The sequence below is a fragment of the Serratia marcescens genome (assembly GCF_001902635.1).
Classification (GTDB): domain Bacteria; phylum Pseudomonadota; class Gammaproteobacteria; order Enterobacterales; family Enterobacteriaceae; genus Serratia; species Serratia marcescens_F.
Genome location: NZ_MJAO01000002.1, coordinates 154,632 through 173,628, shown reverse-complemented (window position 1 = coordinate 173,628; position 18,997 = coordinate 154,632). Strand labels below are relative to the sequence as shown.

15 protein-coding genes are annotated in these 18,997 nt (G+C 56.2%); 7 read left to right on the top strand and 8 right to left on the bottom strand.

The window, feature by feature from the left end:
- Positions 1–3: 3 nt before the first annotated feature.
- The 5 genes from BHU62_RS02455 to BHU62_RS02435 are packed head-to-tail and all read left to right on the top strand — an operon-like array spanning position 4 to position 6,882.
- A complete protein-coding gene (locus BHU62_RS02455) occupies positions 4–561 on the top strand; it encodes an allene oxide cyclase barrel-like domain-containing protein (protein ID WP_073528988.1) in 558 nt (185 codons plus the stop codon).
- A gap of 40 nt (positions 562–601) precedes the next feature.
- Positions 602–1,777, top strand: coding sequence for an NAD(P)/FAD-dependent oxidoreductase (locus BHU62_RS02450; protein ID WP_073528987.1), 1,176 nt, complete (start codon positions 602–604; stop codon positions 1,775–1,777).
- 13 nt (positions 1,778–1,790) lie between these two features.
- Positions 1,791–4,670, top strand: coding sequence for a type I polyketide synthase (locus tag BHU62_RS02445; RefSeq protein ID WP_073528986.1), 2,880 nt, complete (start codon positions 1,791–1,793; stop codon positions 4,668–4,670).
- A gap of 16 nt (positions 4,671–4,686) precedes the next feature.
- Positions 4,687–5,724 (top strand): Glu/Leu/Phe/Val dehydrogenase dimerization domain-containing protein, encoded by a 1,038-nt coding sequence (locus BHU62_RS02440; RefSeq protein WP_073528985.1) that lies wholly within the window; start codon positions 4,687–4,689, stop codon positions 5,722–5,724.
- Between the two features lie 60 nt (positions 5,725–5,784).
- Entirely contained in the window at positions 5,785–6,882 is a 1,098-nt protein-coding gene (locus BHU62_RS02435) for a hypothetical protein (RefSeq protein WP_073528984.1), read from the top strand.
- A gap of 62 nt (positions 6,883–6,944) precedes the next feature.
- Here the strand turns inward: BHU62_RS02435 and BHU62_RS02430 are convergent, their stop codons facing one another.
- The 3 genes from BHU62_RS02430 to BHU62_RS02420 form a co-directional block, all read right to left on the bottom strand.
- Complete coding sequence (locus BHU62_RS02430) at positions 6,945–7,886, bottom strand: sugar phosphate isomerase/epimerase family protein (protein WP_073528983.1); 942 nt, start codon at positions 7,884–7,886, stop codon at positions 6,945–6,947.
- Between the two features lie 10 nt (positions 7,887–7,896).
- A complete protein-coding gene (locus tag BHU62_RS02425) occupies positions 7,897–9,072 on the bottom strand; it encodes a Gfo/Idh/MocA family protein (protein WP_073528982.1) in 1,176 nt (391 codons plus the stop codon).
- A 68-nt stretch (positions 9,073–9,140) separates the two neighbouring features.
- A complete protein-coding gene (locus tag BHU62_RS02420; protein ID WP_073528981.1) occupies positions 9,141–10,064 on the bottom strand; it encodes a substrate-binding domain-containing protein in 924 nt (307 codons plus the stop codon).
- 319 nt (positions 10,065–10,383) lie between these two features.
- Between BHU62_RS02420 and BHU62_RS02415 the strand changes: the two genes are divergently transcribed.
- Entirely contained in the window at positions 10,384–11,394 is a 1,011-nt protein-coding gene (locus tag BHU62_RS02415) for a LacI family DNA-binding transcriptional regulator (protein ID WP_073528980.1), read from the top strand.
- Positions 11,395–11,973: 579 nt separating this feature from the next.
- Entirely contained in the window at positions 11,974–12,831 is an 858-nt protein-coding gene (gene bla / locus BHU62_RS02410) for a class A beta-lactamase (RefSeq protein ID WP_073528979.1), read from the top strand.
- A 146-nt stretch (positions 12,832–12,977) separates the two neighbouring features.
- On the opposite strand, the gene BHU62_RS24795 is transcribed toward bla, so the two are convergent.
- The 5 genes from BHU62_RS24795 to BHU62_RS02390 all read right to left on the bottom strand — a co-directional run bounded on the left by BHU62_RS24795 (position 12,978) and on the right by BHU62_RS02390 (position 18,951).
- Positions 12,978–13,172, bottom strand: coding sequence for a hypothetical protein (locus BHU62_RS24795; RefSeq protein ID WP_139282244.1), 195 nt, complete (start codon positions 13,170–13,172; stop codon positions 12,978–12,980).
- Between the two features lie 356 nt (positions 13,173–13,528).
- Positions 13,529–14,665, bottom strand: a complete 1,137-nt coding sequence (gene fabD / locus BHU62_RS02405; protein WP_073528978.1) for an ACP S-malonyltransferase — start codon at positions 14,663–14,665, stop codon at positions 13,529–13,531.
- Between the two features lie 43 nt (positions 14,666–14,708).
- Complete coding sequence (gene fabD, locus BHU62_RS02400) at positions 14,709–16,607, bottom strand: ACP S-malonyltransferase (protein WP_073528977.1); 1,899 nt, start codon at positions 16,605–16,607, stop codon at positions 14,709–14,711.
- A gap of 18 nt (positions 16,608–16,625) precedes the next feature.
- On the bottom strand, positions 16,626–18,080 hold the full coding sequence (locus tag BHU62_RS02395) for a PfaD family polyunsaturated fatty acid/polyketide biosynthesis protein (protein ID WP_236720593.1): 1,455 nt from the start codon (positions 18,078–18,080) through the stop codon (positions 16,626–16,628).
- A gap of 37 nt (positions 18,081–18,117) precedes the next feature.
- The gene (locus BHU62_RS02390) at positions 18,118–18,951 is read right to left on the bottom strand and encodes a hypothetical protein (protein ID WP_073529102.1); all 834 of its coding nucleotides are present in this window, start codon (positions 18,949–18,951) and stop codon (positions 18,118–18,120) included.
- Positions 18,952–18,997 lie beyond the last annotated feature (46 nt).

Sequence of the window (18,997 nt, the reverse complement as noted above, 5' to 3'; positions counted from 1 at the left end):
TTTATGGAAATTATACAAGGCAATAACAATGTATTGTCTGAGCTGATCACGCTTGGGGATTATGTTCGTCAGTTAATGAACGCCAGCAAAGATGCCACGGAAGTTGAACGTATTCTCGAATCGAATGACGGTTATAAAAATGTCACGGTGTTTTCCGTTATCGAAATGGCGAATATTACCTTTAAAGCGAAAACGGATAATGCCCCTAACGTTGGCGATGCCAATTCACACACTGACCTGTTGGTGGATAAGCAAGGGCGTGATGTTGGCACGATGAAGGGGCAGGGATGGAAGATCGCCTCATTGCCGGATGACAGCGTGGTTTCCTGGTATCACGAAACCGCCGAAACGCCGCTGGGCCGGATCGAAACCGCCGGTATCTGGAATTCCAGCGCCATTTGGGCGGGGCAATGGCAATCGCTGTTCGCCGCCGGCGTCAGCGGGGATGTCATGGGGAAAATTGGCGTGCGTCAGCTTTATCAGGATATTCCGCGAGAAAAATATTTGACGCTGATCGTCCTGGTGCCGTTGGATCAGATTAAAAGCTTAATTAAAAAATAATTTTATCAAACACACAGAATATCCGTTGCGAGGGATAGGTATGCACACGTCAGTACACTGGGATGTCATTATTATCGGCGCCGGCCCCATCGGGCTGGCCGCCGCGTGGAATTATGCGCGAGAACATCAGGACCATAAAGTATTGGTGCTGGAACAACACACGTTATTTACGCAATTGGCTGGCACCAGCGGCGAAGAACGCCACTGGCGTTTGCAATATTCCGAATTGGAAATATTTCGCCTGACCCTGGAAGCCGACAAGTTATGGCGGCAGTTGGAGCAGCAGGCGGATAGAAAATTGATCCACCGAATCGGCAGCCTGTGGTTCGGCGATGCGGATGTCTGGACCAATGAGGGGCAGATCCGCCAAACCATGCTGTCGATGGATGAGATGCGGTTGCCCTATGAGCGTCTGGCGATGCGCGAAATCGAACGACGCTACGGTTTTACCGGGCTGGACAGCAACTATGAAGGCTTCTTGCAGCAAGACGGCGGGGTGATCGACGTTAAAGGCACGCTGGCGTCGCTTTACTCGCTGGCGAGCGAGGCCGGTGTGGAGTTCCAGTTCCAGCAATGCGTGAAGGCCGTGGAACCCGATGCCCGGGGCGCAACGGTGCTGACGACGCAAAATCGTTATCGCGCCCGTAAAGTTCTGGTCGCCGGCGGGCCGGGCAGCAAGAAGCTGCTGCGCCAGCTGGATATCGATCTGGCGCTGTCCACCTATGAGATGGCCTGTATCAGCATGCTGCGCAGCCAGCGTCTTGGGGCCAACGATCCCTTCTGGTTTGCCTTCCAGCCGCCGGTGGAGAGCGACAGCAACCTGTTCTACGGTTTCCCGCCCAACCCTTGGTCAGTCAATGGCTTTGATCGTCTGGGAACCGACTTTGAAGTGGATCCGATCACCGAGGCCAATGCGCCAAGTTACCAGGCCAACCCGCAGCACGTGGAGCGGGCGTTGGAGTTTGCCCGCCGGCACATGCCTTTCCTCGCGCCGGATAAACAGCATTCCGCGTCAAGCTGTCTGGCGGTGCTGCCTACCGATCCGGCGCGCCAATTCTATCTCGACAGCGCCAAGGGCCGCTGCCACGGCGGTGAACATCTGGTGGTCTCGGCAGGGGGCTGGGCGTTCAAATTCACCCCTCTGATGGGGCAAATTTGCGCCGACCTGCTGGCGGAACGAGAGCCGCGTTGGGACATCAGCGCATTGCGTTTCTGATCGGAGAACCTTTATGCAGCAGGTGAACAGCAATGAACGGGATATCGCCTTGGTGGGTATGGCCTGCCGCTTCCCGGGCGCCGAGGACACCGAAAGCTGGTGGCATAACTTGATCAACGGCGTCGAATCGCTGGTTCGCGTCGATAACGATCGGGGGAATGCCGTCGACAGTGGATATATCCCGGTTGCGGCGCCGATAGCCGGCGATATATCCCGTTTCGATGCGGGGTTCTTCGGCCTGAGCGCGCGCGAAGCGCTGCTGATGGATCCCCAGCAAAGGCTCTTTCTGGAGTGCGCCTGGCACGCTCTGGAAAGCGCCGGGGTGACGCCGGGCGAGCTCGAAGAGACCGGATTGTTCGCCGGCTGCAGCGGTTCTGACTATTTGCGCCAGGCGGAGGGGTCTGAGTTGCTCGGCAAACTCAACCCGTCGCCGTTTGAGCGGCAAATCGCGAGCGATAAAGATTACCTCACCAGCAGAGTGGCCTGGCACCTGGGCATCGGGGGGCCGGTGTGCAATGTGCAGGCCGCCTGCGCCACTTCGTTGGTGGCGGTTTACGAAGCGGTTCACGCGTTGCGCAGCGGCCGCTGCAACATGGCGCTGGCCGGCGCGTGCACCCTGCGGATCCCGCAAGATGACGGATATTTCGCGCAGCAGGGCATGGTGTTTTCCACCGATGGACACTGCCGGCCATTTTCCGCGGATGCCAGCGGCACGGTTTTCGGCAGCGGCGTCGGCGTCGTGGTGATGAAACGCCTGACTGACGCGCTGGCGGCCGGCGATGACGTCATCGCCGTGATCAAAGGCGTGGCGATGAATAATGACGGCGCGCGCAAAGTCAGCTTTACCACGACCAGCTTGCATGGCCAGCAACGCCTGTTGCGTCAGGCGATGGACGATGCCCGACTGGCGCCGGAGGCCTTCCGCGCCATCGAAGCGCACGGCACCGGCACGTTGGCCGGCGATCCCATCGAATTCGACGCGCTAAACAGCGTTTTCCGCGAACGATCGACGCAGCGTGCTTTCTGCGCCATCGGCGCAGTCAAGGCCAATGTCGGGCACCTGGAAACCTGCGCCGGCATGGCGGGATTGATCAAAGCCGCGCTGCAGATCCGGCACGGCTGGATTGCGCCGCAGATCAACTTTGCCTCGCCAAATCCGGAGATGGCATTGGCGGATAGCCCGTTTGAGTTCATCTGTTCCGCACAACGTTGGGAGCGCGACGATCCGCGCCAGGCGATCGGCGTCAGCGCATTTGGCATCGGCGGAACGAATGCGCATGTGGTGCTGGCGAGACCGCCGCAAACACCACCTGCGCAGACAACGGCCGCGTTGGCGGCCACGGTCGTGCCGATCAGCGCACAGTCCGAGCAGGCCTGGCACCGATTGGCAAAACGTTATCTGCAGCGTCCATGCGGCGAGAACGACGGGCGTCTGGCCTGGAGCGCGCAAAGCGGGAGAAAACCGCTGCGTTATCGCGGCACGTTGCATATCGATGAACAGGGCGTATTGAGCGTGAAAGAAAACATGGTAGATACGGGCAAGGGGCGTTTGTCCGTGGTGTTCCAATTCCCAGGTCAGGGAAGCCAGTTTATCGGTATGGCCAGCGATTTGATGGCGCAGGATGCGACCTTCAGAAAACTGATGGACGACAAACTGCAGATTTTGCAAACGCATGCCGCCCTGGATCTTTCTCCCTTGTTTACCGGACAGGCCGCGCCCGAGACGATCAACGACACCGCCTTGACGCAGCCTGCGCTGATCGCCGTCGAAATCGCGGTGGCCGAACTGCTGAAGCATTACGGCGTCGAGCCGGATTGGGTCGTTGGGCACAGCCTGGGCGAGATCGCTGCGGCCTGGGCCGCCGGCGTGTTCTCAACGCACGAGGCGTTGCTCTTCGCCGCCCGCCGCGGACGCCTGATGGCCGGGCTGCAATCCGGGATGATGTTGGCGGTAGAGCTGAGCGCGCAGCAGGTTCAGCCCTGGTTGGGCGATCGCCTGTCTCTGGCGGCGGAGAACAGTGAGAACGGCTGCGTGCTATCCGGCGCGGCTGAGGCTATTCGCGCTTGCGAACGACAGATGCGCGACAGAGGCGTGCGCTGCAAGGCATTGAATGTGTCGCATGCGTTCCATTCGGCCCTGATGGACCCCATTCTTGACGAACTGGCCGCCCTCGCGCCGCCGCCGGGTGAACCGACGACGGGGGTACGCTACGTTTCTGCCTTGCTGGCGACCGAAATTGCGCCTGCGGCGCTTGACGGCCGCTATTGGTCGCGCCATGCCCGTGAACCCGTCAATTACCATCGCGCCTTGCAGCATATCCCGCGGCGCGGCAAGACGCTGTTCGTCGAAGTGGGCCCAGGCTCGACGCTCACGGCGTTGGTCGCACAGCTGAAATCCACCGGCACCGTGACGGCGGTGCGAACGTTGCCGCGCCGCGACGAAGCGCAGAGCGAAAGCGCCGTGTGGATCCAGGCGCTGCAAAAGATCTGGCGCGCCAGCGTTAACGTTAACTGGCGCCGCCTGTGGCAGATCCCGCCTTCGCGCATCGCGTTGCCGATGTATCCCTTCGATCCGGCGCAATGGTGGTTGGGTGAACGAGACCGACAGGGGCCGGAAGCCGGACGCACGCCGGCGGCAACGGATAAGCCCGATCCGGAGATGGCGCGCATCTGGCGCGTTTGGGGCGATGTGACCGGCGTGAACCCCGATTCCAACCACTGTGATTTTTTTGACGCCGGCGGTCAGTCGCTGATGGCGCTGCGCCTGATGGCGATGTTGGAGCAAGAGTTTGGCCAGGCGATAAGCATGGCCGGTTTTCTACAGCGGCCTACGCCGTGGGGCATAAAACAACAGTTAGACCAGGCTGGAGCATTCGAGCAAGAATCCCATTAAAACAGGATGGCAAATTATGTCAGTTAACAACGAATTGCTGAATACGCATAACCAATATCAGGTAGAAACGGTGGTGATCGATGACGAAACGTCATTCACCCTGGCTTATTCTTCGCAGATCAAGCTGTTGCCGGCCAATGGCGGCATCCGGTGGCGCAATTATGCGTCCCGCCAACAGCAGGAGGAGGAGGCGATCATGCTGGCGCAGCGCATGTCGCTGAAACACGGGCTGTACAACACCGGTTTCAGCGGCGGCAAGATTGTGGTGAACTGCAAACGTTCCCCCCAAGAGCAACCTGCGGTGCTTGAAGCGATCGGCGAACTGCTCAATCGCTATGGCGGCACCATGTTTACGGGGTGCGATATCAATACCGGCAATCAAGAGATGAACTACCTGCGGCAGTTCACGCCGTGGATCCTGAACGCCATGGACAGCCCGCAAGTCGATACCTCGGTGGCGACGGGCTACGGCGTCTGGAGTTCGATGAAGAAGGTGTTGACGCTGCGGCTCAACCATTTGCCTCGCGCCCGCATCGCTATCCACGGCATGGGAAAAGTGGGGGCTGAAGTGGCGAAACAGAGCCTGCTGTTCGGTTGCGACGTGATGGCGTACGACATCAACCCTGCGGCGCAGTTCCCGCCTGGGGTGCGCCGCGTCAGCGAAGAAGAGCTTTGGGCGCAACCCAGCGAGGTGCTGTGCATCGCTTCATTGTCCAACATCTTGAATGCACAGAACGTCGAACTGCTGAATACCCGTTGGGTGATCAGCAGCGCCAACTCGCCGTTCAATACGCCGCAGGCCGAACAGCGGTTGCTGGCACGCGGCATCCATTATCTGCCGGACTACGTCAGTAACGCCGGTGCGGTGATCTGCGACAGTATCGAAATGGCATTCGCCGACCGCTACAACCAAATGAATCAGGAGCAGGTCAACGCCTACGTTCATTCCGTGATTGGCGCCAAGACTGAGGAATTGCTGCAACGTGCGCAACTGCTCAATTGCGATGTCGGCCAATTGTTGCAACCGATCAAATCCGCCGCCATGGTGGCGTAAAAATGGGCCGGGGAGTTTAAGTCTCCCCGGCCTTGGCTTTATCAATGGACGTGTAAATTAATGATCATCGTAAAAGACGCTTTGCGCAGCAAGGTGGAAGCTGAGTCGCAAGGGCGTCGCACCGTACTTTACACCGCCAGCGGCCAACCCAGTTACATGTATGTGATCCCGCGTTTTACGCTGCAAGATGTCACATCCGGGTTAGGTGAGGCGGTTCACCCCGCGTTTATCATCAACGGTCAGCAGAAAGACGCCTTCTTCTACGGCTGCTATCCCGGCGCCCTGATCGATGGCGAGCTGATCAGCCAACCTGAGAGGGCCCCGGCCAGTTGGCACAACCTGAGCGCGTTTCGCCAGGCGGCGGCACGCAACGGCGTCGGTTGGCATATTGGTACCAACGCGGAGTGGGCCGCGCTGATGTTCTGGTGTCGTCATCATGGGTGGTCGGAATTCGGCAATACCGCGAGTGGCCGGTCGCATCACGACCATCGCCAGTATGGCAAGAGAAGTGATGGCGGTGTCGTTGGCGATGAACAGGGCGATCCGACGACGCTTACCGCGTCCGGCCCGGCCACCTGGTATCACGACGGTACGCCGTTCGGCATCGGCGATCTCTGCGGTAACCTGTGGGAGTGGCAGCACGGGTTGAAATTGGTCGCGGGGGAAATTCAAATGTTGCCGGATAACGACGCCGCGATGCCGATAGCCGCCGATGAGGGAGAACGCTGGCGTGCGGTCGATCTGGCTACTGGCGCGTGGGTGCTCCCCGGCAGCGACGGCACAGCCAAATTCGACGCCGCATCGTCACTGCTTACCGGCAATGCCGGCGCGCCGCTGATTGCCGACCGCATCCGGCATTTCAACGGCGATCCGCAGGACAACGGGTATCCGCCAGGTTTGATGGACGATGCGTTCGATCGTATTGGTACGACGGGGGGGCAGCCGGTGCCGGATAGGTTGAAAATCCTCGGCGTTGCGCCCCAGCACCGCTGTGCGGACGGCGACCAGGTTTATCTGCGCAACTACGGCGAGCGCATTCTGATGCGTGGCGGTGCCTGGTATTCCGGTGCCGCTGCCGGCTTAAGAACGCTGTGTCTGAGCCACGGCGCCGGACATGCCAGCGCCACGGTGGGCGCCCGGCCGGTGTGGTGTTTGTAGCGCATCGCCAACCAGGCCTGGGCGTGAAAAAGGCGCAGTGGCCGCGACCGCTGCGCCCGGTTTTACCGGCTGATGGTCTGCTGCAGCGCCTGAACGGATGAGGCGATGCCGGCGTCGGCCGACATGGTCAGGTCTTCCATCTCCAGCGACACCCAGTCGTTGTAGCCCATCATGCGAACGACGGAGAAGAACTCCTTCCACCACTGCAAATCCCGCCCGCAGCCGACGGCGACGTAGTTCCAGGCGCGGCCGGCCACGTCGTCTATCGGTTTGGTTTCCAGCAGCCCGTTAACCTCGACGACGCCGCGCTCCAGGCGCACGTCTTTGCCGTGCACATGATGAATGGCGGGGCCGAGGGCGCGGGCCACCGCAATGGGATCTGCCCCCATCCAGATCAAATGGCTGGGATCGAGGTTCAGCCCTACCATCGGGCCGACGGCCTCGCGCAGCCGGAACAGCGTCTCCGGGTTCCACACCAGCATGGCGCTGAAGTTCTCCAGCGCAAACCGCTTGACGCCGCACGCTTTGGCTCGGGCGACCAGCGCCTGCCAATAGGGGATCGCCACCTCATTCCATTGATAGTCCAAACAATTTTTTACCGTCGGCGGCCAGCTGACGGTATAGGTGATCCAGTTGGGGATGGTGTCATGTGGGCTGGCCGGCGGCAGGCCGCTCATCATGACGATCTTTTTTACCCCCAACAGGCCGGCCAGTTCGAGCGTGTTGTCGGTTTGGCGCTGATGACGTTGCCCCAATTCGCCGGGATCGAGCGGATTGCCGGAGACATTGAGCGCGGCGATCTCCATGCCGCGACTGGCCAGCGCCTGCTGCAGTTGCCGGCGTTTGGCAGGATTGGCCAACAGTTCGTCGGTATTCAGATGGGGCGCCGGGGACCAGCCGCCGGTGGTCATTTCCACGCCGCGCACCCCCAGCTCCAGCAACCGGTCCAGCATCTGCTCGAAGGGTAAATGGCCCAGGCTGTCGGTACAGAATGAGAGTCTCATGAGGCTTTCCTTATTGGTAGTGAACCCAGGTGGCGCCGTTGTCGGCGGAGCGAACGCAGTTTTCAATCCAGCGCACGCCTTCCAATCCGGCGTCGATATCCGGGTAGATCAGCGTAGCCAGCGTCTGCCGATCGCCGCGCTGGCGGGCGCTGATGGCAATGGCAAACTTGAGGTAGATATTGGCCCAGGATTCGGCCAGGCCTTCGGTATGCAGCGCGCCGAGCCGTTCTTCGGCCAGGGCGCTGTCGTCCAGATAGGGCATACCGTGGTGCAGGGTTTGATTGGGTTGCCCTTGGATCTCATAGCGCAATTCGCCGGGCGTGGAATCGCTCCATTGCAGACTGGCGAGTGAGCCCACCACGCGGATGCTTTGGCTGTCCATGGCACCGGCATTGATGGACGATGCCCACATGCGGCCAACGGCGCCGTTTTCGTAGTGCATCAGTACCATGGCGTTGTCTTCCAGCGGCGCACGGGAAGGGATAAAGCTCTGGCGATCGCACAGCAGGGCGGCAATTTTCATGTCGGGCATCACCAGCTGCGAGATGTAGAAGGTGTGAGTGGAGATGTCGCCCAGCACAAAAGAGGGGCCGGCGATTTTCGGGTCAACGCGCCACTTTTGTGCCTCAAACGTGTCCGCGCTTTCGTTGGCGTTGAAACCGTGGGTGTACTGCAATTCGACCATGCGTATTTCTCCGATGTCGCCGTTCGCGATCATGGCGCGCATCTGCATCAGCAGCGGATGGCCGGAGAAGCCGTAGGTTACGCCGACGATCAGGCCTTTCTCCGCCGCCAGCGCCTTGATTTCTCTCGCCTCCGCCGTGGTGAAGAACAGCGGCTTTTCGCAGATGACATGTAGGCCGGCATTCAGCGCGGCGCGGGTGATTTCATAGTGGGTGCCGTTGGGGGTGGCGATGGTAACCACCTCAACGCCATCTTCACGTTTGGCTTCTTGCTCCAGCAGCTGTTGATAGTTGTCATAGCAGCGTTCGGCGGGCACGCCGAGATTGACGCCAAACTCACGCCCGCGCACCGCGTCGATATCAAAGGCGCCGGCAACCAGCCGATAGGCGGTGTTGTCGCGCAATGCGCCGGAACGGTGCTTGTAACCCACCTGGCTGAGGCGGCCGCCGCCGATCATCGCCCAACGCAGCGGGCGAGGGATGCTTCTTTCACCATTTAACATGCTGACTCCTGAGGTTAGGGGATTTGCACTCGGGTGCAAACCGGGTTGAAAAAGAGAGTGACAACGGCTTATTTCTGGTTCATTTGCGCAAATTGCGGGTAGTTTTCTTGCGTCACGGTGGCGTAGGGTATCCAGTTATAGGGTTCGGTTTTGGCGTGATCCAACATGGCGCGAGTCACCTGTACCGCGCCGATCGCCTGAGCTTTGGCATCCTGGAAAATGGTGACTGCCAGATCGCCGTTTTTGATAAATTGCAGGCCGTCGGGCGTGCCATCGATACCGGCAACCAGCACGCCGTTCTTTTTGGCCTGTTTCAGTGCGATGATCGCGCCGATGGCCATCTCATCATTGTTGGCGGCGATCGCATCGATCGGCGCGCCGTTCAGCAACCAGCCAGAAACCACGTCGACCGCTTCATTGCGTTGCCATTTGGCGGTCTGTTTCTCTACCACTTTCAGGTCGTTGTATTTAGCGATCACCGCTTCTACCGCGCGGGTGCGCTCGCGGGTTTCTTCGTTGGAGAGAGCGCCCATCAGGATTGCCACGTTGCCGCGATAATTCATTTTTTTCGCCAGGGCTTCCATCTGCATATGGCCGCTGAGGGCTGAGTCTGAACCGACGTAGGCCGTCGCACCGGTCAGTGGCACTTCGGGTTTGCGGTTGACGAAGATAAGGGGGATCGCGGCGCGTTTGGCGGCCGCTATCATCGGCTGAACGCCTTGCGTATCGACCGGGTTGAGGATAATGGCATCCACGCCCTGATTAATCAGATCGTCTACCTGTTGCACCTGCAGGGCGACATCGCCCTTGGCATCGACGAACTGACCTTGCAGCTGCTGGGCAGCCAGTTCGCGGGCCATCTGGCTGCGCAGGATGGAGACGAAGTTGAGATCGAAATTGGCCAGCGCCACGCCGACCTGGTAGGTCTTGGCCTGGGCGGTCACGACAAACAGCGAGCATGCTAACATCAACAGCAGTCTGGTTTTTTTCATTACAGTATCCTGTTGAGAAGAGTGGTGTTGTGTAAAAATAGCGTTTTTGCAACCGGGTGCAAAATAGGAGGCAAAATGGCAATGAGTCTCTGAATGCCACCGTGAATGTCGGCTATGGATAAAATTTGGTCAACCGGGAAAAGGTGAAAACAGCGCGGACGATCACAAACTCTTTACACTTTGCACCCGGTTGCATAACGAATTGCAATCGGGTGCAAAAAAGGCACATAATTGCAGCAGGAGTATCAAGCAGGCGCTTAGGGGCGCTGAGCGAACAGGGTATAGTTTGATTTCAACGAAACAGGGATCGACGCACATCATGACGAAACACCATAAAGCCACCGCCAGCGACGTCGCCGAAAAGGCCGGCGTCTCCAAATGGACGGTATCGCGCGCCTTTACGCCCGGCGCGTCGATCTCGGACAGCGCGCGTGAAAGCGTACTGGCGGCGGCGGCCGAGTTGGGCTATCGGCCAAACCTGCTGGCGCGCAGCCTGTCGCAAAAGCGCACGCACATCATCGGCGTGGCCATCGACGAGATGAAGAACCCACATTCGATGATGATGCTCGATATGGTGACCAAACAGCTGCAAACCCGCGGCTATATGGCGCTGTTGCTGAACATCACCGCCGGGGAAAACTACCGGGCGGTGATGGCGATGGCCGATCAGCTGCAGGTGGATGGCATTCTGTTCCTGGCGACGGTGTTAACCAAGGAGTGGGTGGCGATCGCGCAGGATCTGCATCAAATTCCGCTGGTGCAGGTGTGCCGCAATACGGAAAGCGAGCATATTGATGTGGTCAATATCGACGGCTACCGCGCCGGCGAAGAGATCGCCACGTTGCTGATAGAGCAAGGCCACCGGCGCTTTGGCTATATGAAAGGGCCGGACACGCAAAGCAGCCATTTGCTGCGCATGGAAGGCTACCGCGACAAACTGAGCGCCGCCGGCTTTCAGCTGGATCGCGTGCTCACCGCCGGCCACTACGATCGCCAACGCGCTTTCCAGCTGATGAGCGAATACCTGCAGGCAACGCCGGAAAGCGAGCGGGTTGAGGCGCTGTTCTGCGAGAACGACGTGCTGGCGCTGGGGGCGCTCGAAGCGCTCAGGCAAACGGCGCCGTCGTCCGCGATGGCCGTGGTAGGCTTCGATGATATCGACGAGGCCGGTTCAGCCAACTGGGCGCTGACCAGCTACAGTCAACGCATCGACCGGTTGGTCGCAGAGGCCTTGAATCGCCTGATCGACAATCGCGCCACGGCGGACGGCGCCTGGCGGCACGGAGAATTGCGGGTTCGGCGGTCGCATTTGGGTGGGAAACAGGCGTGAGGGTTTTCTTTTTGGTGACAATGTCACTACGGAAGTTTGATGAGAGCGTATTGAGATAAAAAGAAAAAACTCTATAGAAGATAAAGTGTTACATCCAGAGGCTCCACGTTTAACGGAGAACTGATGCCCGTCACGGAAAAGAACTGGCAAAAAACCTATGAGAAGGGATCCTGGAAATAGTCAGGTTTCACGCGTGTTTTTCTGGTGCAGATTGGCTGCCGAAGTTTGCCAGATTTCACGTAGCGCGATCAAAAAGGAGGGCATTTTGGCCCATAAGGGCCACGCCGTCCGTTGCACAGATCGCTTGTCGATTTGGCTTATGACCGCTACGGCGGGTTGGCGGATGCGGTTTCATCAAGGCACGCCGACAGAGGATTGAGCAGAGTTTAAACGCTGTTCGAATGGCATCATCTAAATCACGCTATAAGTTTTTCTATAGGCTACTAAAAATTATCATCATTTGTTAACCATACAAAAGAAAATATAATCATGATTAAAAATAAAACCCTGCATAAATTAGACTCTCTATTTATGCTGAAATAACCTCATTATATAAGCATTGACTATCAAAGGTTGACTATGAATTTACGATTTAAAGCATTTGCCACATTGGTGTTAAGCATGCCTATTGTATCCTCTGCTTTTGCTTCGACTTTACAAGATCAAGTTAAACAGTACGAGAAAGAGGGCTGGAAGGTGGGTTTGTCAATTCTATCTTCAGATGGCAAAACGATTTCTATAAATGGGAATCAGCGCTTTCCTTTAGATAGCACAGTTAAATCAATTGCTTGCGCTAATGTTCTGGCAAAGGTTGATGCAAAAAAGCTTTCACTAAATCATTCTATGATAGTGACTGAAAAAAACATTGTGACATATTCGCCAGTTGCTAAAGACTATATGAATAAGCCATTTACGCTTGAGCAAGCTTGTAAAGCTGCCAATGAATACAGTGATAATACGGCAGCTAATTTTGCTATTTCTTCGGGTGGAGGACCAGAAGCTCTGACGGCATTTATGAGAGCTATAGGAGATACTGTTACTCGTTCTGACCGATATGAGCCAGAATTGACTGTCAATCCCGTGAATGATTTGCGAGATACAACGACTCCTGATGCGATGAGCAAGAGTATCAAGAAAATTTTGACTGGCGAAGTTCTCAGTGATTCATCAAAAGCGCAATTGAAAGAATGGATGGTCAATAACAAAGTCGCTGATAATATGCTTAGAGCGTCTCTTCCTAAAGGATGGAAAATCGCCGATAGGTCAGGTGCAAGTGATTATGGTGTCAGAGGGATAACGTCGATGGTCTGGTCAAATAATCATGATCCTGTATTCATCAGCATCTATGTGAGGAAAGCGGATACTTCTTTGGATGAACGCTCAGAAGTGATTCGTACTTTAGGTTCGCATATATTTGACGAATACCTCAGCCACTAAGAGGATAGTAGTAAAAGGTTAGGGGTTCTATGGAAGAACCCCGATAAGCAGCAGAGAGTTACGTGCTTAGGAAGGCTCCACACGATGAGGTTAGTATTTACCACGCTCAATTTAACATAATATACATTATGCGCACCATTATAGAATCAGACAGAATCCGGCGTTTTGTGGGCATCGTTGGCCTGGTTGCTGATGGCCTCTGAAAGCTCTTTCTCCAGCGCAGATACCATCACGCTTGCCATCTGATAGTTAGACTGCCCACCACGATTGGTTTTCCATGCATCACGTTCGCGGCGTGCTCGCTCCAGATCGTACTCAATTTTTTCAACTGTTCGTGCCATCCTGCTTTCCTCGATTATCGTCGCTCATCAGATTTTGTCGTTCGGTTATGCCCACCGTTTATCCCGATTCTTCAAATATACGATAAAAGCAATATTACTGGTTTTTTACCTTTGCAAGTTCGTCACTGGTGTCTGACTAATGATGACCGAGCATCTTTTGTGTGATGCATGCACAGAGATTCTTGGTGAAAATACCCTGCTTTTCTGATCGCGCTACGTGAAATCTGAGCATGTTTGGCACCTATGTGACTGCAGATTCACTCAAATCTCACCTCAAAAACGGCCGATATTGCGCATAAAATACGCATTGGCGACAGCGTCGCGTGAACGCTACCGCCATTTTCTCTTGTTGAAATCTAAATTGGCTTTAGCTCATCGAGTTCGAAGTAACCGTTGTAGCCCTTCAGGTAGACAGCCGCACGGTGCTGAAATAACAGTAACGCCTCAGTTCGGGTTTCCGCCTCTGCGTTCAATATTGTGGAATGAACCTTTTGCCCGATCGGGAACCGGCTGTTCCATTGCGCAATTTTCTCGGCCGGCGCCAGCGCCATTGAGTCTGCCGTGCTGTCAGCCGCTGTCGCTGCCCCCGTGGCCATGGTATTTTCGTGACGTTGTAACCTGATGCTTTGCAGCTCATCCTCCGTCGTTTCTGCTTTGATCTTGTCGACCAGGCCGCTGACCACTTCGCTGTGGCCCAACTCGGTAAAGTCTGGTGCGCCCAGGCTCAGCAGATATTGAATGCTTGCGGTCCAACGCACCGGGCTGGCAATCTGTTGCGCCAGGCCGGTTAACAGTTTGTCGTCCTCATAGGGTCGCGCCGTGGTATTGGCAATCACCGGGATCTTCGGCGCAGAAAACGGAAAGTCTTGCAGGTAATGTTCGAATTTCTCCTTGGCGCCCTGCATCAATCTGGAGTGAAATGCGCCGCTGGTATTCAAGGGCACGCACCTAATCCCGCTTTGTGCGAATGCATCCAACGCCTTTGTTACGGTGTCACTAGGGCCAGAGATAACGATTTGCGAAGGGGTATTAAAGTTCGCCAAATCAATGTCATCGAGTTTTCTCTCCGTTAAAAACGCCCGCAGTTTCGCTTCGCTCAACCCCAGCACCGCCGCCATGCCGCCGCCTGCGGCTTGCGCCATCAATTCGCCGCGTTTTTTTACCAGTTTCAGACCGGTAGCGAAGTCAAAACATTCGGCGGCCAGCAACGCGTTGAACTCACCGAGGCTATGCCCTAAAACAAAATCCGGTTGAATGCCGGTCTCTTGCCGTTTCTTCAAGTAAGACAAGGCATTAACAACATAAATGGCCGGTTGAGTGTATTGCGTCTTGTTTAACTCGCCGTCTGGGTCATCAAGGCAGAGCCGCTCGATGGAATAGCCTAAAATATCGTCGGCAATACGGGTTAAATCAGGGAACTGGCTGAACAGTTCGCGCCCCATTCCGGGTTGCTGAGATCCCTGTCCCGGGAACATATAAACTCGAATTGGCATAGCCTGCACTCCTTCACATTGGATCTATTAACTACCGGTCCCGCTACGCCTTCAATTGCGATAACAGGGTTTCAAGCGATTTCATCCCGTCACTGAACGGGTTTAAGACATAACCGTGCCGACCAGCAAAATCCTGAGAATACTTCAAGAAGTTGGCGAGGCTGCCGGTGGCGGATGCATCAACAAAAAAGTGGTCTTCCATGGCGGGAAATACCGAATCGACCAGGGTGGAGAAATCGACCTTGTCGCGGATAACTTGCCATAAATAGCTTTGCGCATCAGCCTGTTGCATTGCGCCAACTGAGCGCCCCAGCACCGACGAATAAACGGGCATCGTTGGCGAGAAGCACGGCGTCTTATCCAGTAATTTTTGATACGACGGTTTGATCGCTTCAATTGAGGAAGAATGAAAACCGTATCTGACCGGCAGCGCCAGCGACAGAATGCCTTGATCCGTCAGCTTCTGCCTCGCGTTGGCGATAGCGCTCTGTTCGCCCGAGATAAAGAAGTTATTGTCGAAATTCACGCCGGCCAGCGTACAACCTGAAAAGCTGTCTGCTGAGCGGTGAAAAATGTCCGGCGAAGCCAGCACCACCGCCAATCCCCCCGGCGGCGCATGTTGCGCCAGCAGATGTGCTTGTTCAACGACTAACCGAAGCGCGTCGTCGAGTGTAAGCATGCCGGCGACCACGGCGGCCACATACTCCCCCAGGCTGTGGCCGACCACGGCGGCGGGTTGAACGCCCCGGGCTATCAACATCTGGGTCAGGCTGTAGCCAAAACAAAACAGTGCCGGATGGGTATAGCGAATATCGTCGAACTCCGTACCGGGATCGCGGTCGCCGTACAGTTGTTCCAGCAGATTCACACCGCTGAGCATATACACCTTGTGGCAAAGGCGGTCCATCGTCTGGCGGAAATGGCCGTCGGCATGATAGAAGGCCCTCCCCATCTGATAGTACTGACTCCCCTGGCCCGCATACATAAAAACGTATTTGGTCGCTGCTGCCGGCGTGGGAGCGCTGGGCGGCGCCGGTGGCGTCTTGGCCTCGTGGGTAGTGTTCGAGGGCGCAGCGCGCTCTGGTGCCATCGGCATTGGCGTTTCGGCGATCCGCCGGTGCAGCTTGGTGAGCACATCACCTGGGCCAACCTCGATAAAGTCATCGCAACCTTGTGCCAGTAACCAGGAGATCGATTCGTACCAGCGAACCGGGCTTGATATTTGCCGGGTTAACAAACTCTGATAGTCCGTAGTGGGATAAACCCTGGCGGTCACATTCGACACAACGGGGATCGATAAAGGGTGGAAAGTGAACGCCGTCAGGTAGTCGGCAAACGCGTTCTCTGTATCCGACATAAAGCGGGAATGGAACGCCGCACTGACATTCAATTGCACAAAGCGGGCGCCGGCATCGAGAAAGCGAGTTTCCAACGCCACCACTTCATCATACGCGCCAGAAATAATGCATTGCTGGAGGGCATTGATATTGGCGATCTCCACATGCTGAAAACCGCTCTCGGCCAGGATGCGTTCAATATCGGCGAGATTGATTTCCAATACGGCGGCCATGGCTCCCCTGGAGGCGAGGCTCATCAGTTGCCCGCGTTTTTGCACCAACTTAAGCCCGGTAATAAAGTCAAAAGCCCCGGCGGCGAACAACGCGCTATATTCCCCCAGGCTGTGCCCGGCCAAGATGTCCGGCGGCGTGGCGCCACGGGCCATGCGTTCCAGGTAGGTGAGCACATTCACGGTATATAGCGCCGGTTGCGTGTATTGCGTCTGGTTTAACACGCGCAGCGGATCCTTGAGGCAAAGTTCGGCAATGTCATACCCAAGAACCTGGTTGGCTTGCGCGACCTGCTCAGGAAATTGATCGAAGAGGCCATAACCCATCGTGCGATATTGCGATCCCTGGCCTGGAAAGGTATAGACTGTTTTCATAAACGCCCCGCTATCCGATTAAGAATATGAGTAAGAAGATAAAGCACGGCCTTTGAGCAAACCGAGTTTTTCCGACAGCATCGAGGCGGCTTCCCGCATTAGCATTTCCCCGATTTCATCGACGTGGCGGTTGCGCCAGTTTTCATAAGCGGAACCTTTTACCCATTGATTGAAGGCGCCCAAGGCCGGCCCGCAATGTACCTGATAATCAACCTTGTTTTCCCGATCGCCGGATAACGCCAGCCGCGAGCTGTAAGCAAAATACCAGCGAAATACCGCCGCCATTTTACGTCGCGGTTGCCCCTCTATTTTTTCCAGCATTTCTGGACGGTGCGTTTGATAATATTGCTTCACGTCTTCCCAAACGGCGGATAGCGGCCGCTTGAAATATTTATCTTCAAGCTGGTTTTTTACCGCCTGCGGCAGCTCATCCAATGAGCTATATTGCTGATAAAGCTGGTAGAGTTTATTGGCGCGCGTGGGGAAAAACACGCCTCGCTTCAATACCTGTACCTTGGCGCCCTGCTCAAACATATCGCCGGCAGGCGCATAGTCGGTATCCTGAATATTGATGTGTTGCAGCATGTCCTTCACCTCATCGCTGGTCGCCGCCTCTACCGAACACTGATTCACCGACCCCGTGACGATAAAATCAGCCCCCAGCATAAACGCCGCCATCACGGCCTCCGGCGTTCCGATACCGCCGGCGGCCCCCACTCTGAGCGGCTTCCGGTAGTGTTGCCGGGCCGAAATGTCCCGACAAAGCCGGGCAATGGCCGGAAAAAGGACGTATGCGTTGCCCTGATCGGTGTGGCCGGCGGAGTCCGACTCGACACAAATGTCCTGCGCCATGGGGACCTGGGGAGCCAGCTCCGCCTCTTGCTGCGTAAGCAAACCTTGCGCGTACAGTTGGGCAACTAAATCCGGCGGCGCCGGGTTGGCAAACACCTCGGCAACTTCAGGGCGTGAAACTTTCGCCATCAGCGTATGCGGGATCACAATGTGTCGATCTTCACCCAGATGAATGCCGCGTAGCCGGTAAAGCACCAGCGCGGGCGTAATCGCGATATAAGCGGCGGCTTCAATAAAACGAATGTCATGGGCCAGGAACAATTCGATCCGGCGCATTTCCTTTTCCGGAAAATCATAGTCGGCGAGCATATTCATACCGAACGACTCTCCGTTCAGATCGGCTTGAATGCCGATGATGGCCTCTTGCAAAAGCGGCAGGCTCAGCCCACCCGAGCCGAAGAAGCTCATCATGTTCGCCCGAGCCATCGCCACCACCAATTTTCGGGATGCGATCCCCTGATACATAGAACCCGTGGAATAGGCATATTTAACGCCATAGTCCTGGCGGAACGCCGCGCTTCCCAACTGCTCTGCCTGAGCAAGCGGCCGTCCTTCGCCTTCCTCATGATGAGACGGGGTTTGGCGGCGCTCCGCCAGAGTTTGTTTCACATTGGTCATCATTGCCTCTCGTTCACTTACTCAGGCAGTCAGGAAAGCCTCAATGCGCGGAGGCATTACCTTTCATGGCAAAAGATGGATAGTCTGGAAAATCTCTGGTCAGGGGATACTTGGCAAACGTCATTACCTCCCGGCCATTGGTCAACACCGTTTGGTCACCCTTCAATTTAAATTCATAGCTTACATAGCTTTGCCCTTCTCCCCAGCGGTCATTGTAAGTGCGGGTATTAAACGTCGTTCGCAAGCCATCCGGGGATATCACCGCCATCTCGTTCGACTCATAGCGAATAATGATTTCTTTTAGCTGATGCGGTGGGACGGCCGCCAGAATGTTGTAATTTCCGTAATACATCTGATTCTTTGGCGTGGCCTTTTCACCGCGGTGGCGCCCGCCCAGAGGGATACCGCCGTTGTCGAGCACCGTAATATAAAAGCCGCCGTCACGCACAATCCATCCAGAGGGGGGCAAGTCCATCCCGGCAACCGAATATAAACGATACTCACCATCCGGATTGCCGGTATAGGGCTTCAATTCAATCCGCTTTTGTGCGAGCAGCGCGTTGACATCAATGCCGAACTCCTGGTTGAAATAAGCGATTGCGTCTTCCCTTTTTTGCGCTACCTGCTGTTTGTTAAGCCCCATAATTTGTGTGTAGAAATAATCGCTGGTGCATAAGGTACCCAGGCAACCGCTCACGCCGGGAAAGGGTTCGCTCTGGGTGATATTGATCACGCCGGATCCCATAAAGGTCAGCACCTGGCTAAATCCCATCGGTTTCGATAAATGGTTATCCGCATACGCGTTAAATGCCATCAATGGCAGAGCGAAAGCCGCGACGGCGGCGGCTTTACGTTTAAACAGGGACAATGACATCGATATCCTCATCAGTTGTTTTCAGTCCATGGCTAATCGGGTTAGC

Bases quoted from the DNA above. Each gene is read 5' to 3' on its own strand.
- BHU62_RS02455 (WP_073528988.1), top strand. From the start codon at position 4: ATGGAAATTATACAAGGCAATAACAATGTATTGTCTGAGCTGATCACG.
- BHU62_RS02440 (WP_073528985.1), top strand. From the start codon at position 4,687: ATGTCAGTTAACAACGAATTGCTGAATACGCATAACCAATATCAGGTA.
- BHU62_RS02420 (WP_073528981.1), bottom strand. From the start codon at position 10,064: ATGAAAAAAACCAGACTGCTGTTGATGTTAGCATGCTCGCTGTTTGTC.
- BHU62_RS02395 (WP_236720593.1), bottom strand. From the start codon at position 18,080: ATGATGACCAATGTGAAACAAACTCTGGCGGAGCGCCGCCAAACCCCG.
- BHU62_RS24795 (WP_139282244.1), bottom strand. From the start codon at position 13,172: ATGGCACGAACAGTTGAAAAAATTGAGTACGATCTGGAGCGAGCACGC.
- BHU62_RS02445 (WP_073528986.1), top strand. From the start codon at position 1,791: ATGCAGCAGGTGAACAGCAATGAACGGGATATCGCCTTGGTGGGTATG.
- fabD (WP_073528978.1), bottom strand. From the start codon at position 14,665: ATGCCAATTCGAGTTTATATGTTCCCGGGACAGGGATCTCAGCAACCC.
- BHU62_RS02390 (WP_073529102.1), bottom strand. From the start codon at position 18,951: ATGTCATTGTCCCTGTTTAAACGTAAAGCCGCCGCCGTCGCGGCTTTC.
- fabD (WP_073528977.1), bottom strand. From the start codon at position 16,607: ATGAAAACAGTCTATACCTTTCCAGGCCAGGGATCGCAATATCGCACG.
- BHU62_RS02430 (WP_073528983.1), bottom strand. From the start codon at position 7,886: ATGAGACTCTCATTCTGTACCGACAGCCTGGGCCATTTACCCTTCGAG.
- BHU62_RS02435 (WP_073528984.1), top strand. From the start codon at position 5,785: ATGATCATCGTAAAAGACGCTTTGCGCAGCAAGGTGGAAGCTGAGTCG.
- BHU62_RS02425 (WP_073528982.1), bottom strand. From the start codon at position 9,072: ATGTTAAATGGTGAAAGAAGCATCCCTCGCCCGCTGCGTTGGGCGATG.
- BHU62_RS02415 (WP_073528980.1), top strand. From the start codon at position 10,384: ATGACGAAACACCATAAAGCCACCGCCAGCGACGTCGCCGAAAAGGCC.
- bla (WP_073528979.1), top strand. From the start codon at position 11,974: ATGAATTTACGATTTAAAGCATTTGCCACATTGGTGTTAAGCATGCCT.
- BHU62_RS02450 (WP_073528987.1), top strand. From the start codon at position 602: ATGCACACGTCAGTACACTGGGATGTCATTATTATCGGCGCCGGCCCC.